Source organism: Pseudoalteromonas denitrificans DSM 6059 (genome assembly GCF_900112265.1).
In the GTDB taxonomy this organism is placed as follows: Bacteria; Pseudomonadota; Gammaproteobacteria; order Enterobacterales; family Alteromonadaceae; genus Pseudoalteromonas; species Pseudoalteromonas denitrificans.
The window spans coordinates 199051-213014 of record NZ_FOLO01000002.1 but is presented as its reverse complement, the minus strand read 5'-3'; the positions used below and the strand labels follow the sequence as shown (position 1 = coordinate 213014).

General features: G+C 35.9%; 14 protein-coding genes and 1 tRNA gene. 4 read left to right on the top strand and 11 right to left on the bottom strand.

Translation table 11 applies throughout. The features are described 5' to 3' along the window. Positions 1–108: 108 nt before the first annotated feature. The 9 genes from dnaX to rlmE all read right to left on the bottom strand — a co-directional run bounded on the left by dnaX (position 109) and on the right by rlmE (position 9561). Complete coding sequence (gene dnaX / locus BM088_RS02440) at positions 109–2499, bottom strand: DNA polymerase III subunit gamma/tau (RefSeq protein WP_091979561.1); 2391 nt, start codon at positions 2497–2499, stop codon at positions 109–111. 28 nt (positions 2500–2527) lie between these two features. Further along, complete coding sequence (gene apt, locus BM088_RS02435; protein ID WP_091979559.1) at positions 2528–3073, bottom strand: adenine phosphoribosyltransferase; 546 nt, start codon at positions 3071–3073, stop codon at positions 2528–2530. A 124-nt stretch (positions 3074–3197) separates the two neighbouring features. Then, positions 3198–3282 (bottom strand) — tRNA-Leu (locus tag BM088_RS02430). A 16-nt stretch (positions 3283–3298) separates the two neighbouring features. After that, positions 3299–3652, bottom strand: a complete 354-nt coding sequence (gene secG, locus BM088_RS02425) for a preprotein translocase subunit SecG (RefSeq protein ID WP_091979557.1) — start codon at positions 3650–3652, stop codon at positions 3299–3301. Position 3653: 1 nt separating this feature from the next. Then, on the bottom strand, positions 3654–4403 hold the full coding sequence (gene tpiA, locus BM088_RS02420) for a triose-phosphate isomerase (protein ID WP_091979555.1): 750 nt from the start codon (positions 4401–4403) through the stop codon (positions 3654–3656). An 81-nt stretch (positions 4404–4484) separates the two neighbouring features. Further along, on the bottom strand, positions 4485–5834 hold the full coding sequence (gene glmM / locus BM088_RS02415) for a phosphoglucosamine mutase (protein WP_091979553.1): 1350 nt from the start codon (positions 5832–5834) through the stop codon (positions 4485–4487). After that, positions 5827–6687 carry a dihydropteroate synthase gene (gene folP / locus BM088_RS02410; RefSeq protein ID WP_425439262.1) on the bottom strand — a complete coding sequence of 287 codons (861 nt, stop codon included), beginning with the start codon at positions 6685–6687 and terminating at the stop codon, positions 5827–5829. Before folP ends, glmM begins: the two co-directional genes overlap by 8 nt. A gap of 232 nt (positions 6688–6919) precedes the next feature. Next, entirely contained in the window at positions 6920–8863 is a 1944-nt protein-coding gene (ftsH, locus tag BM088_RS02405) for an ATP-dependent zinc metalloprotease FtsH (protein WP_091979678.1), read from the bottom strand. A gap of 68 nt (positions 8864–8931) precedes the next feature. Further along, positions 8932–9561: a 23S rRNA (uridine(2552)-2'-O)-methyltransferase RlmE gene (rlmE, locus tag BM088_RS02400; protein WP_091979547.1), complete on the bottom strand. Its 630-nt coding sequence runs from the start codon at positions 9559–9561 to the stop codon at positions 8932–8934. Positions 9562–9672: 111 nt separating this feature from the next. Here rlmE and yhbY point away from each other — a divergent pair, with 111 nt between their 5' ends. Continuing rightward, entirely contained in the window at positions 9673–9969 is a 297-nt protein-coding gene (gene yhbY / locus BM088_RS02395; RefSeq protein ID WP_091979546.1) for a ribosome assembly RNA-binding protein YhbY, read from the top strand. A gap of 51 nt (positions 9970–10020) precedes the next feature. Here yhbY and BM088_RS02390 read toward each other — a convergent pair whose 3' ends face one another. Then, positions 10021–10497: a SixA phosphatase family protein gene (locus BM088_RS02390; protein ID WP_091979544.1), complete on the bottom strand. Its 477-nt coding sequence runs from the start codon at positions 10495–10497 to the stop codon at positions 10021–10023. Further along, positions 10494–11627, bottom strand: coding sequence for a serine hydrolase domain-containing protein (locus tag BM088_RS02385; protein WP_091979541.1), 1134 nt, complete (start codon positions 11625–11627; stop codon positions 10494–10496). Before BM088_RS02385 ends, BM088_RS02390 begins: the two co-directional genes overlap by 4 nt. A 161-nt stretch (positions 11628–11788) precedes the next feature. On the opposite strand from BM088_RS02385, the gene BM088_RS02380 reads away from it, so the two are divergent. From BM088_RS02380 to BM088_RS02370, 3 genes are all read left to right on the top strand, one after another. Further along, positions 11789–12607, top strand: coding sequence for a hypothetical protein (locus tag BM088_RS02380; protein WP_091979538.1), 819 nt, complete (start codon positions 11789–11791; stop codon positions 12605–12607). Positions 12608–12701: 94 nt separating this feature from the next. Next, positions 12702–13556, top strand: a complete 855-nt coding sequence (locus tag BM088_RS02375; RefSeq protein WP_091979535.1) for a MipA/OmpV family protein — start codon at positions 12702–12704, stop codon at positions 13554–13556. Next, positions 13546–13944, top strand: a complete 399-nt coding sequence (locus BM088_RS02370) for a DUF3019 domain-containing protein (RefSeq protein WP_091979532.1) — start codon at positions 13546–13548, stop codon at positions 13942–13944. Before BM088_RS02375 ends, BM088_RS02370 begins: the two co-directional genes overlap by 11 nt. Positions 13945–13964 lie beyond the last annotated feature (20 nt).

Below are 13964 nucleotides of genomic sequence, written 5' to 3'. Positions count from 1 at the left end.
CTAAATTCAAACTGAGCAAAAGATAAGGATTTCTGCTACTGATTACAAGTTTAAATATACACTATCATTAAAATACTTAAAGATGTTAAAGCCGCATCCTATCAAAATCTATCGAGTACGTACGCTTGTTTCATCCATTTGAGCATTAAAACGTGTTAAAAATTGAGATACAACCGGGTCTTGCTTTAAAACCTCAATAGCGTGTTGTAATCTATTTACATCAATATTTTGTTGAATTAAATAAGGTGAGTTTTCAACTTGCCCTTCAAACTGTACTTGTAAATTAATTTCTTCATTTAATATTTTAGATAAGCTCATTTGAAGTTGGTCGCGCATATTTTGACTATCTAAGTGCTGCTGCGACATATCAACATTCAATGAAACCAAATTATCTTGTTTTTGATATGTGGCATGTAATGCAAACTGACGAATTCGTCCGCCAAGCTGCATATTATTAATAACATCAGCCCAATGATCTTGTTGATATGCAAACTTCACATTACTGAGGGGGCTTTCAAAACCATCAGGTACTTCGACTTCCTGAACAAAAACGTCTTCACTTTTATTTTTATCTCCTGCTATCTGAATTAATAATTCAGGTGCTAAGTTTGAAGGATCGGACTTTATACGCTCGAGAGTTTTTGTTTTGATTGGTGGTTTTTTAGGAGTATCCTCACTTTTGATTACATTCGATACTTGACTACCTTTTTGGGATTCTCTTTTTTTTTGATCGTGCTTTTGTAATGTGTCATCAAGATGCGAAGTTTCGTTCTGGCTATTTTTTGAAGGTGTTGAAAGTTTGCCAGTTCCTGAAACATTACGATTAGCCAAAATCCTAGCTATTGCTGATTGTGCACCAGACATCATACGAGTGACATTTGGTAGCTCTGAATTGACTTCTTTCTTTTCTGTTTTTTCTGTTATTGATGGCACATTTTCTATAGCAAGCACATTATCTTGCATTGGAATATTTGCACTCGTTTTGTGAGACTCTAAGTTTATGCGACTTTTTTCAACTGAAGTATATTCTTCTTCTAAACTAGCATTAAATTGAGCACCATTCATATTTTCTTCAACATTTAAACTTTGAGGCTGCAATAGCGTTTGAGCTTCATTTAATACATCTAACATTTGCGTATTAACTTCAGCTTCTGAACTATTTTGTAGTTCCTCTGCATTTAGGCTGTTGTTACCTACATCATTTTGAATCCTTGTATTAGTAAGTTTTGTAGCTAAATTATCATGATTTTTATTCACCACATCTGGACTAGATTTTAGAGTATTTATATCAGGTTCGACAACTAAATCACTTTTTTTTTCGACCTTAGGAGTGTTCAGTAATTGTCTCAAACTAGCCATTTTATTACCGGGTTTTTGACTCGTTCTTTCTATATTTACATTTTGCCTTGTAATTGATAACGGCTCAAATGCTAATAGACGTAGTAAGACCATTTCAAAACCGAGCTTTGCTTCAGGGGCCCATAATAAATCTTTTTTACCATTAAGGAGCAGTTGATAATAAATCTGTATTTGTTCAGCATTGCTTTGCTCAGCAACTTCACTAATAAAAATTTCGTTATTTTCATCTAGTTTAGCAGCTGATGGTACCAATTGAGTCATTAAAACCAAATGAGTCAAAGCAAGTAAATCATCAAGCACGCTTTTATAGTTCGGATTATGTAAAGCAAGTTGAGATACAACCTCCAACAGAGTTTCACCATCTTGACATAAAATGGCAACAAACAATTTTTGTGACCAACTGATATCGATTAACCCTAACATTTGCATTATGGGTTGGGTTTCAAGTAATCCATTAGTTTGTGCAATTGCTTGATCCGTTAGACTAAGCGCATCTCGCATACTGCCATCGGCAGCTTTTGCTAATAGTTTTAGAGCTTCTAATTCAAAGGTAAGTCGCTCTTTATTTAATATTGTTTCTAACTGTTTTTGAATTTCATTTAACGTTAACGCACTTAAATTAAACTGTAAGCAACGAGATAAAATGGTAACGGGTAGTTTTTGAGGATCGGTTGTTGCTAGTAAAAACTTCACATGCTCCGGCGGTTCTTCTAAAGTTTTAAGTAAGGCATTAAAACTATGCTTAGATAGCATGTGCACTTCATCTATTAAATAAACTTTATAACGCCCTCTTGAAGGCGCATATTGTACGTTATCTAATATTTCACGTGTATCTTCAACTTTTGTACGAGAAGCAGCATCAATTTCAAGTAAATCAATATATCTACCTTCTTCTATATCTAAACAAGTTGAACAAACACCACATGGTTCTGCCGTGATCCCTTGTTCACAGTTTAAGCTTTTAGAGAAAATCCGGGCAATTGTTGTTTTACCAACACCACGAGTACCAGTAAATAAATATGCATGATGTAACCTTTTTTGTTCAAGGCCATTAATTAAAGCTTGTTTGACATGACTTTGACCAACTAACTGATGAAAGTTTTGTGGTCGCCATTTTCGCGCAAGAACCTGATAACTCATGTATTAATTACCCTTAAATCGACTACGTCTATTCGCCTTCAAACTCAACCAGCTTTAATACTTCAATACCTAATTTTTCTATTCTTTTTTCACCACCCAACTCAGGTAAAGAAACAACAAAAGCTGCATCAGTCGCTTGACCACCTAATCGCTCTACTAGTTTAAAGGTAGCTTCAATTGTGCCACCTGTTGCTAATAAGTCATCAACTAATAATACTTTGTCATCGGCAACAATAGCATCAGTGTGTAATTCTAAAATATCTTCACCATATTCTAATTGGTATGCTTGACTGGTTACAGCTCTTGGTAATTTCCCTGGTTTTCTCACCGGTACAAAAGGGATCCCTAATGCGTATGATAAAGGTGCACCAAATATAAAACCTCGTGCTTCGGTGCCTATAATTTTTGTAAAACCTTTATTTTTATATTTATCAACAAATAAGTCAATTACAGCAGTGAAAGCATCAGGATCTGACATTAATGTCGTAACATCACGAAACATGATCCCTTGTTTTGGGTAGTTAGGTACCGTTGCGATACTTGATTTTATTTTGTTAATGATAGATTGTGTCATTTTTTGACTCTAGAATTTATGTAACTGATTAAGCGTATTATACTGTTTTTACCACAAAAGCGAATCTTTGATAAATACAAACACAAAAAAACCAGTTTATTTCTAAACTGGTTTTTATTTGTAATGGTGCGGATGGGGGGACTTGAACCCCCACGCCCTAAAGCACAGCCCCCTCAAGGCTGCGTGTCTACCAATTCCACCACATCCGCATATCTTTCCTAAAGGCTATTTTGGAACATCAGAACCTTTATTTTCAGTTGATTTTGGTACATCTTCAGCACCTGGCGCAACTAAAGTTTCAACCGCTGGTACAGGTGATAAATCAGACCATTCATCCGTTTTCTTAATTTGACCAGCAGTTAAGTTACCTAAAATAATACTTAAAACAAAAAATGCACTTGCTAAAACAGTGGTTGTTTTAGTCATAAAGTTGCCAGCACCACTTGAACCAAATACGGTTGCTGATGCGCCAGCTCCAAATGATGAGCCCATGTCTGCGCCTTTACCTTGTTGGATTAAAACCATACCAATTAAGGCTAATGCGGTAATTAAATAAACTACTAAAAATATTTCGTACATTTTATGCGTTCCTTTGGGCACTATTACAAATACTTAAAAAAGCGTCAGGTTTTAGGCTTGCGCCACCAATCAGACCACCATCTATATCTGCTTGTGCAAATAACAATTCGCTATTCTGGTCATTTACACTTCCACCATATAGAAGTGTAATATTTTCTGCGATAGACATATCTAAAGCAGCAATTTTGTTTCTTATAAATTTGTGCACTTCTTGTGCTTGTTTGGGTGAAGCTGTCTTACCTGTGCCTATGGCCCAAACGGGTTCGTATGCTATCACAGAATTAACCAGTGCCGCTACACCTAATTTATCTATTACTACATTTAGCTGCTCTGCAACAACAGATTCGGTTAATCCTTGTTCTCTTTGTGTTTCGCTTTCGCCTACACATAGAATTGGAATAAGCTTATTCTCTTGCGCTTTTTCAAATTTAAGAGCGACAACATCATTAGATTCGCCATAAATACTACGTCTTTCAGAGTGACCTACTAATGTATATTTACAACCTAGTTCAAAAACTAGCTTTGCATCTACTTCACCTGTAAATGCGCCTGCATCTTCATGAGATACAGTTTGAGAACCTGCAACAATGTCAGCCTCTAATGCTTTAGATAAAAGCGGGAACGGAGGAAAAATAAGTACATCAATTTTATTATTTGACGCGTTTTTCAATGTATCAGCCATGGTAGTAATTAACTCTACAGAGCCATTCATTTTCCAGTTGCCAGCGACCATTGGTTTACGTGATGCCATTTCAGCCTCTTTTTAAGTTCCAATAAATAAAGCGGGCGAATTTTAACGTGACTCGCCCGTTGTTTCAAGTCATTATCAAGCTTAAACGTCTTGATTGCTCACAGATTCAACAACTTCTGCGATTTTCTTTGAATAATCGAAAACCTGTTTTTCATGTTCAGCTTCAACCATTACTCTGATCACAGGTTCTGTACCTGATTTCCTTAATAATACCCGACCTTTTCCTGCCAACATCTCCTCAACTTCTTGAACCGCTTGTATCACTTCAGGGTTAATTGTTGGATCTGTTCCTTTAGGGTAACGTACATTAATCATATTCATTGGGTACTTAACAAACCCTTTACCTAGATCTTCTAAGGTTTTATTTTGCGCTATCATGGCTGCTAAAATTTGTAAACTTGAGATGATACCGTCGCCTGTTGATGTCAAATCTAAATTCAATATATGGCCAGAGCTTTCACCGCCTATCTTCCAACCTTTCTCTTTCAGTAACTCCATCACATAACGATCGCCCACTTTAGAACGCTCAAATTCAATGCCTTTTTCTTTTAAAGCATTCTCAAGTCCCATATTAGACATAACAGTGCCAGCAACACCTCCGCCTAATGTATTGGTTTCAAAAGCCTGACAAGCAGTAATATAAACAATATCATCACCATCAAAAACACGGCCTTTGTGATCAACCATCATTACACGGTCACCATCACCATCATAAGCAATGCCGACATCCGCTTTAGTTTCTAAAACTTTACGAACTAAAGCTTCAACATGCGTTGCACCACATTTTTCATTAATGTTTATGCCATCAGGTTCACAAGCGTATGTGATGACTTCTGCGCCTAACTCTTCTAATACCGATGGGGCTATGTGATATGTTGCACCATTTGCACAATCAACAACCACTTTTAAACCATCTAGCGATAAAGTTTGTGGAAACTGACTTTTACAGAACTCAATATAACGACCGTCAGCATTATCTAACCGCTTAGCTTTACCTAACTGTTCAGATGAGACACATGTCATTTTTTCATCTAACATGGCTTCCATTTCAAGTTCAACTTTATCATCCAGCTTAAGCCCTTTACTTGAAAAGAACTTAATACCATTATCATAATAAGGGTTGTGAGAAGCGCTGATCACTATACCTGCTTCAGCCCTGAAAGTTTCTGTTAGATATGCCACAGCAGGCGTTGGCATTGGCCCCAACAGTACAACATCAATTCCAGCAGCAATTAAACCAGCTTCCAAAGACGTTTCAAGTAAATAACCAGAAATACGCGTATCTTTACCGATAATGACCTTTTGAGTACCAGACTTAGCTAGTACTTTACCAGCAGCCCAGCCTAATTTAAGCGCAAATTTTGGTGTGATCGGAAACTCACCAACTAAACCACGTACTCCATCGGTACCAAAATACTTTCTATCAGACATTAATTTTTCCTATATTGTGCAAGCCTTGTTCACAAGCTTGCCATACTCTCAGTACATCTGATGTTTGTGCAACATCATGTACTCTAATTATTTTTGCACCTTTTTGTGCAGCGATTAATGCACCAGCTAATGAACCAGCTAATCTTTCGTTCGCATTTCTATTTAGCAAATTTCCAATCATAGATTTACGTGAAAGTCCCGCAAGTACATTGCAACCTAAGGTTTTAAATGATTCAAGTTTTTGTAAAATCTCATAATTATGTGATAACGTCTTACCAAAACCAAAACCAGGATCTAATATAATTTGGCTTCGGTTTATACCAAACTCTTCACACTCATTAATTCTTTGCTTGAAAAAGTAATTAATATCATCAATTAAATTTTCATAAGTGGGGGAGTCTTGCATTGTTCTAGGCTGGCCCTGCATATGCATCAGACATACAGGCACACCCAAGCCAGCTGCAGTTTTTAGCGCGTTAGGTTCTTGTAACGCTCTTACATCATTTATAATATCAGCACCTGCTGCTACAGCTTGAGACATTACCTCAGCTTTACTGGTATCGATTGAAATAACGCAGTTTGATTTCTTTCTAAGTGAAGTTATAACGGGGATAACACGTTTTAATTCCTCTTCTTCAGATACATCTGGAGCTCCGGGGCGTGTAGATTCTCCACCGACATCTATAATTGAAGCACCTAATTTCAGCATGTTTAACGCTGATTTGACAGCGTTATCATAACTTGTGTAGCTACCACCATCAGAAAAAGAATCAGGAGTAACATTAAGAACCGCCATTACTTGCGGCTGGCTAAGATTAAGCTCTCGGCCTCTTGGTAGTTTTAAAATAGACATAATTCACATCATTGCGAACAAAGTTCCTTGCGAAACAAACTCACTATACAGAGCTTCATATCAAAATCGGAACATTTTATAAGTTTAGCTACGTCATTTTCTACAAGTGTATATTAAGTTAGATAAAAATTAATATATAACTTAACTCATAAAAACGCCATATGGTTGCATTAATAAATATACGTAGCAAGTTCATTAAAAAACCCCGATAATTCGGGGCTTATTAAGTTTGTTATTCTACAGATTTTTGCTCTGCATCATCAAGCTTAGATTCATCTTTTTTCTCAGGTTCTTCCTTAATTTCAGGCTTATCTGAGTTATCTGATTTTTTATCATCAGAATTAGGTTTCTGATCATGTAAATCTCTTGGCTCTCTAACAGGCTTCCTATCCATTAGATCATCAATTTGACCTGCATCTATGGTTTCATATGTCATTAAACAATCTTTCATGGCATGTAGAATATCAATATTATCTTTTAATATCTGCTCTGCTCTTAGATAGTTTCGATCGGAAAAGTCTCTAATTTCTGCATCAATTAACTGAGCAGTATCTGCCGACATACTATTAGATTGTGCTGATGTACGACCCAAGAAAACTTCACCTTCTTCTTTAGCATAAAGAAGTGGCCCTAGTTTATCGCTTAAGCCCCATTGAGTAACCATTTTACGTGCAATATCAGTGGCACGTTCAATATCATTAGAAGCTCCAGTTGAAACACGATCTGAACCATAAATGATATCTTCTGCAATACGACCACCATAAAGACTTGAGATCATCGACTCTAATAAACGCTTAGAATGACTTACACGATCTTTTTCTGGTAAATACATAGTTACACCAAGTGCACGACCACGCGGAATAATTGATACTTTATAAACAGGATCATGGTCTGGTACTAAGCGACCAACAATTGCATGTCCGGCTTCATGATAAGCCGTCATTTCTTTTTCTTCTTCACTCATAACCATAGATTTGCGCTCTGCGCCCATCATGATTTTATCTTTTGCAGCATCAAACTCAGCCATATTTACAACACGTTTATTATTTCGTGCGGCAAATAATGCGGCTTCATTGACTAAATTTGCTAGATCAGCACCAGAAAAACCAGGTGTACCACGTGCAATGACTTCAGCTTTAACATCATCACCTAATGGCACTTTTCGCATATGAACTTTAACTATTTGCTCACGACCACGAATATCAGGTAAACCAACAACAACCTGACGATCAAAACGACCAGGACGAAGTAATGCGGGATCTAACACATCTGGACGGTTAGTTGCAGCGATAACGATAATTCCTTCATTACCCTCGAAACCATCCATTTCTACTAACATTTGATTAAGTGTTTGCTCACGTTCATCATGACCACCACCCATACCTGCACCACGCTGGCGACCAACGGCATCAATTTCATCAATAAATATAATACAAGGCGCTGCTTTTTTAGCCTGTTCAAACATATCTCGAACACGTGATGCACCTACACCAACAAACATTTCAACAAAATCAGAACCTGAAATTGCAAAGAAAGGTACTTTTGCTTCACCAGCAACAGCTTTAGCTAACAAGGTTTTACCCGTTCCTGGCGGTCCAACCATTAAAACACCTTTTGGAATGCTGCCACCTAACTTTTGATATTTAGCTGGGTCACGTAAGAAGTCGACCATTTCAGTCACGTCTTCTTTTGCTTCATCACAACCAGCAACATCTTTAAAGGTAACTTTAATTTGGTCTTCACTCATTAAGCGAGCTTTACTTTTACCAAATGACATAGCCCCTTTACCACCACCACCTTGCATTTGACGCATGAAGAAAATCCATACACCAATAAGTAGTAACATAGGGAACCAAGAGATAAAGATACTCGCTAAGAAAGACTGTTCCTCAGGAAGCTTTCCTACAACATTCACACCATTTTTCAATAAGTCATTTAATAAATCATCATCATGCATAGGCACAACTGTTTCAAAGCGATCGCCATTACCTTTGATACCAGTAATGATGCCTTGTGTACGATCTACCTGAACTTCACGCACTGCTTTAGTTCGTACATCTGATACGAACTGAGAATAGCTCATCTGGCGATCTGAGCGATCACCTGGATTAAAGCTTTGAAACACCGACATCAAAACAACGGCGATGACTAACCAAAGTATTAGATTTTTTGCCATATCACTCAAGAAGTTAACCTCTTGTTTCCAATTAAATTAAAATTACTATAGTATAATATCTTAATGTACTACAGTTTGTAGCCCGTAGCTACTACATATACTTCTCTTGAACGTGCTCTTGATGAGTCAGGTTTTCTAATTTTGACCGTTTTGAAACATGCTCTTACATCTTTTACAAATTGCTCAAAGCCTTCGCCTTGGAATACTTTTACTGCAAAACCTCCATTTTTCTTTAATACTTGATTACACATATCTAAAGCTAACTCAACTAGATACATACTACCAGACTGATCTACAGACAAGTTACCACTAAAATTTGGTGCCATATCAGATAAGACCAAATCAACATTTTTTCCATCGATTCTTGTTAACAATGCATCAAGCACTTTTTCTTCTCTAAAATCGCCTTGTAAAAAATCAACGCCTGCTATAGGGTCCATTGGCAAGATATCACACGCTATTACAGTGCCATCCATTCCTGCATGTTCAACACAGTATTGCGACCAACCTCCTGGGGCTGCTCCCAAGTCAACCACTGTAAAACCTGTTTTGATTAGTTTATCTTTTTGCTGCAGCTCTTCAAGCTTAAATACAGCACGCGATCTGAACCCTCTTTTTTTAGCTTCATTCACGTAATGGTCATCAAAATGCTCTTTCATCCAGCGTTGCGAACTGGCTGACTGCTTTTTATTTGTCATCTTCTTGCTCAACTATAGTATTTAACAAAATACCCAACATATTAGTATTATTCATTAGATGGCGGTAGAATACCCATAATTCAAGCTTTATCCAGTGAAAAATGTAACATTATGAAATTATCAAATAAACAAAAGCAATTTTTAAAAGGCGAGGCACATAGCCTTAAGCCAGTGGTATTACTAGGTTCTAACGGCCTTACAGAGGGTGTAATTGTAGAAATTCAAAGCGCTCTAGAGATACACGAATTAATTAAAGTTAAAGTTCCAACTGACGACCGTGAAACTAAAAAACTAATTTTTGACGCAATTGTTCGTGAAACAGGCGCTGAAAAATTACATACCATTGGTCATACCGTTGTATTATATCGTCAAAGCCCAGATAAAAAAATACAATTGCCTCGCAAATAAGTTTTAAATTAAAAGGTTAGCACTCGCTAACCTTTTAATTTATGGGCACATCTATTTAAGTCCCATACTTTTGATTTCTGCAATGTATCTTTGATTTAATAAATTTATTTCAAAGTATGAATCAAATTGCATTTCATTAAATTGACTAAATTTTTCTCCAGTTAACATATTCGCCAACATAGGTGTTGTATTACTATGGCCCGCAACAACGACGATCCCCTCTAGTGCTTTTAATTGTTTTGAGAATTCAGCTAACTTTCTAGGATCGTAAATAATAACGTCTACTTTTTCATTTTTAGCTAAAGGTGCTAAGGTTTCTTTTGTTCGATTATAATCTGTACTGAAGAGCAGGTTTGGCTGATATTCACTCAATTTATTAGCCAGCCAAAGCGCACGTTTTTTTCCTGCTAAAGTTAAACTTGGATTTTCCCCAGATTGTTTTTCAGCATGACGAAGCAAAAATATTTTATTCGGTGCTGCAAAAGCAGTAATGCTAAAAAAACATAATACTAATAAATAACGTTTCATGCGGTTTCCTTATTTTTATATTCTAAAAGTACACGATCAATAAAATCGGTTGTCAATTCATTTATCAAGCCAGTTTCTGCATTAAGCATAAGGCTAAAACCTATATTAAGCCTTGGGATCACAACAATATCAGCACGGTACCCTTGAACCCAACCGCTATGATAATATAATTGCTCGCCACCATAATCATAAATTCGCCAGCCTAAACCGTAATGAGCTTGTTTTAACTTCTCTCGCCAAATACGGCGTTTTAATTCTTTTTTTGTTTTTGTATAACCAAAAATTTGTTGTTTTAAGGTTTTATCGTTCAATATTTGTGGATAAGAACCTAACTGTGCCTTTAGCCACTGCACCATATCAGATGCACTGGCGTTAACTCCCGCTGCAGGTTCAACCTTATAATAATTTTTTTTAAGTTTAGCCGTGTGCCATCTTTTTCGACCTTTTACATGAGGGTGTGCATAGTGTTTATCAGCAACCATAGCTTCAAAACCAATACTGGCATTTTTCATATTTAAAGGTTTAAAAATAGCTTTATTTAACCAGTCACTATAGCTCACACCTGTGCTTTTTTTTGTTATCTCGCCAATCAAACTAAACATAACATTCTGATAGCCATAGCACCTTCCAGGTATACATAATGGCATGACACTGGTTAGTTTATTAACAATATCGGGGTAATTCATTCTTGATTCTATTAAATTATCATAAGCATTAGGTACTAAACCACTAGAATGACTTAACAAATGATAAATTTTAAGCGACTCATCAAAATTTGAAAATTTGATATTTGGTAAATATTTCTCAACTGAGTCATTAAGTGAAAATGCACCTTGCTCAGCAAGTTTTGATGTCAATGAACCCGCAAAGGTTTTTGAAATGGAGGCCAGTCTGAATCGTGTATTAACAGTAATAGATTCACCATTTTTTATTTTTGTTTGACCTACCCCTAATGCAATTGAGTCATAATTTGTATTTACAATAGATAGTGCTGCACCAGGGATCGATTTTTTATTAAGTGCTTGTTTTAAGTGTTTTACATAAGAACCTGTTAGTTTATTCCAGTTCTCTGTTGTACTTTGAGCAAAAAAACTTGCTGTTACAATTAACAATGCAAAAATGTACTGCATCTTAGTCTCTAAATAATATGAATTCACTGATAATTTTATCACATCAAATACATGATGTGCATAGGCAAATTACAAACAGGCACACCAAAGAAGCAACTTAAGCCTAACTAAGATATACTAGCGCCTGAAATTTGGTTCAGCTTATTTAAACAGGAAACACAATGCGCTTAATGCTAATGATTTGCTACATTCTTTTATTAACTGGTTGTCAGCTAATAACTCCACCTGCACCATTATTAGCGATGCCAAGTAAACCAGTATTAAAGTCTAAGAATATCACCTTAATTTATAAAAATAAGCACTCAAAAGCGATTCCTGAAACAAAAGTAAAATCTGTTCAGTTACCCGCACACAAGATAACGCCACTGCAAACAGTCGAACTTGATTTATCAAAATCACCAGTTAACTACAATTTAAGAAAAATACTCAAAAATAAATTATCGGCTAAGAATCTATCCCTTGTTCAAAACAATGCTAAAGGAGACTATAAATTAACTTTAAATAAGTTAACTCATCACTCTGGACCTAAAATAACTTATCAACTGTCAAATAAAGATGCATTAAACAATGATGATTTACAGCAAAAGTACAATTTAAAAACATGTGCATCTATGAACTCAAACATTAGTTTTCGACTTACGCATATAAAATCTGGTGATGTAATTTGGTTTGCACAAGCAACTATGAACAGTAGCCAACTTTTAACGCCTTTGAATTACCACTTAAATATACATGAAAAAATCACAAATAAAGATGAAATAAAAGCTTTCGTATCAGCTAACAATACTCAAGAAGCTAGAATTATAAGAGCACATACACCGGCACAATTGCCAAGCTATCAAATTTCGAATATCTCATCTAAATTAAAAAAAATATCAGGCGCTTGCACACAAGAAGAGGTAGATAAATTAACCCATAATTCCAGTGAATTATTAGTTAATATTCTGATGAAGAAATTAAAAGTCTATAATAAAAAATAACAAAATTAAAAAATTACAATTTTTTACAGTTACAACACAGTGTTTAACAATACAATAACACATGTCAAAAATAGAATTCGGTTGCAAGGTTTCCATGTTTAAGCATATATCAAAAAATATAACCATCACATTAATGTGTCTAATCGCTTTGTTTAGCACGATGACAACAAATGCGAGTAACCGACTTTATGCTGATAATGAACTAGAGCCAACGCAAGGTTTTGATTGGGATTGGAGCTTTGGTGCCAGTCATTTCATTCAAGACTCCTACTTAATCAGTACCGACTCATTTGAACAAGGACTTGAGTTAGATTTAAACCTTGCGATATCATATAACAAATTTTATTTAGATTTAGACAATACCCAAATCAGTGGTACATTTTTATTAGGTTACAGCCTTATAGATAAATATGACTGGGGTCTTGATATTATTGGAACCAACTTTCAAAAAGGTTTTAGTGAAAGTGGTTATAATTATGATGATGATATAAAACCTGATCTTGCAGGAATAAGCACAAGAGAATACGACTTTAACATAGGCATGCGTTTATCTCGTCGCTTTAAAGATACTCAAGTATCTTTTGAACTGTTAAAAGATATTTCAGGAGCTCATGACAGCTGGTTATTCAATTCTTTTATAAGCCGTATACAAATCTGGAAGAACTGGGAGTTTCGCACTGCAGCAGGTATTAACATTTATTCTGAAAAGTTTACCCAATACTATTACGGCATTAGTCCAGAGGAAGAAAGAAGCTTTAGAGCGCAATATAGGCCCGATAACGGCTTTAGTGCTTTGATCGAGTTTCATGCTGAGTACCCTTTATCTGAGCATTGGGTATTTATGAGTGGCATATTATCAACTTGGTTTTCAGGGGCAATAGGAAATAGCCCAATTATCACTCAAAGCTATCAACATAAAGCCAAGGTAGGCGTAAGATATGTATTTTAAATCCAAATTATATATTTGTTTATTATTAGTACACTTTCCCTTTGAGGCATTTGCAAAGATAAACGATGGTTCAGCCAATACTTTTACAGTGACACCCAATAAATGCATTGCACTTCGTGAGGGCAGTCCTTGTTATGCACCTATTTCCGTAAATTGGAAACAGAGCACGGTAGGTAATTATTGCATACGTAGCAGCGATAAAAAACAAATTATGCAATGTTGGACAGCCCAAAAATCAGGTGTATTTCAATACGAATTTAATTCTGAAAAAAATCAAAAGTTTGAATTGATAAATACAAAAACAGGTCAAGTTTCAGGACGAGCGGGTATTAAAGTTCACTGGGTTTATACCAATAAACAGAAAAAAAGACGCTGGAGATTATTTTAATGCACTTGTCACACGATCAC

What these genes read in the sequence shown, in the direction of transcription:
- dnaX (WP_091979561.1), bottom strand. Translation starts at nt 2,499, where the DNA reads ATGAGTTATCAGGTTCTTGCGCGAAAATGGCGACCACAAAACTTTCAT.
- apt (WP_091979559.1), bottom strand. Translation starts at nt 3,073, where the DNA reads ATGACACAATCTATCATTAACAAAATAAAATCAAGTATCGCAACGGTA.
- secG (WP_091979557.1), bottom strand. Translation starts at nt 3,652, where the DNA reads ATGTACGAAATATTTTTAGTAGTTTATTTAATTACCGCATTAGCCTTA.
- tpiA (WP_091979555.1), bottom strand. Translation starts at nt 4,403, where the DNA reads ATGGCATCACGTAAACCAATGGTCGCTGGCAACTGGAAAATGAATGGC.
- glmM (WP_091979553.1), bottom strand. Translation starts at nt 5,834, where the DNA reads ATGTCTGATAGAAAGTATTTTGGTACCGATGGAGTACGTGGTTTAGTT.
- folP (WP_425439262.1), bottom strand. Translation starts at nt 6,687, where the DNA reads ATGTCTATTTTAAAACTACCAAGAGGCCGAGAGCTTAATCTTAGCCAG.
- ftsH (WP_091979678.1), bottom strand. Translation starts at nt 8,863, where the DNA reads ATGGCAAAAAATCTAATACTTTGGTTAGTCATCGCCGTTGTTTTGATG.
- rlmE (WP_091979547.1), bottom strand. Translation starts at nt 9,561, where the DNA reads ATGACAAATAAAAAGCAGTCAGCCAGTTCGCAACGCTGGATGAAAGAG.
- yhbY (WP_091979546.1), top strand. Translation starts at nt 9,673, where the DNA reads ATGAAATTATCAAATAAACAAAAGCAATTTTTAAAAGGCGAGGCACAT.
- BM088_RS02390 (WP_091979544.1), bottom strand. Translation starts at nt 10,497, where the DNA reads ATGAAACGTTATTTATTAGTATTATGTTTTTTTAGCATTACTGCTTTT.
- BM088_RS02385 (WP_091979541.1), bottom strand. Translation starts at nt 11,627, where the DNA reads ATGCAGTACATTTTTGCATTGTTAATTGTAACAGCAAGTTTTTTTGCT.
- BM088_RS02380 (WP_091979538.1), top strand. Translation starts at nt 11,789, where the DNA reads ATGCGCTTAATGCTAATGATTTGCTACATTCTTTTATTAACTGGTTGT.
- BM088_RS02375 (WP_091979535.1), top strand. Translation starts at nt 12,702, where the DNA reads ATGTTTAAGCATATATCAAAAAATATAACCATCACATTAATGTGTCTA.
- BM088_RS02370 (WP_091979532.1), top strand. Translation starts at nt 13,546, where the DNA reads ATGTATTTTAAATCCAAATTATATATTTGTTTATTATTAGTACACTTT.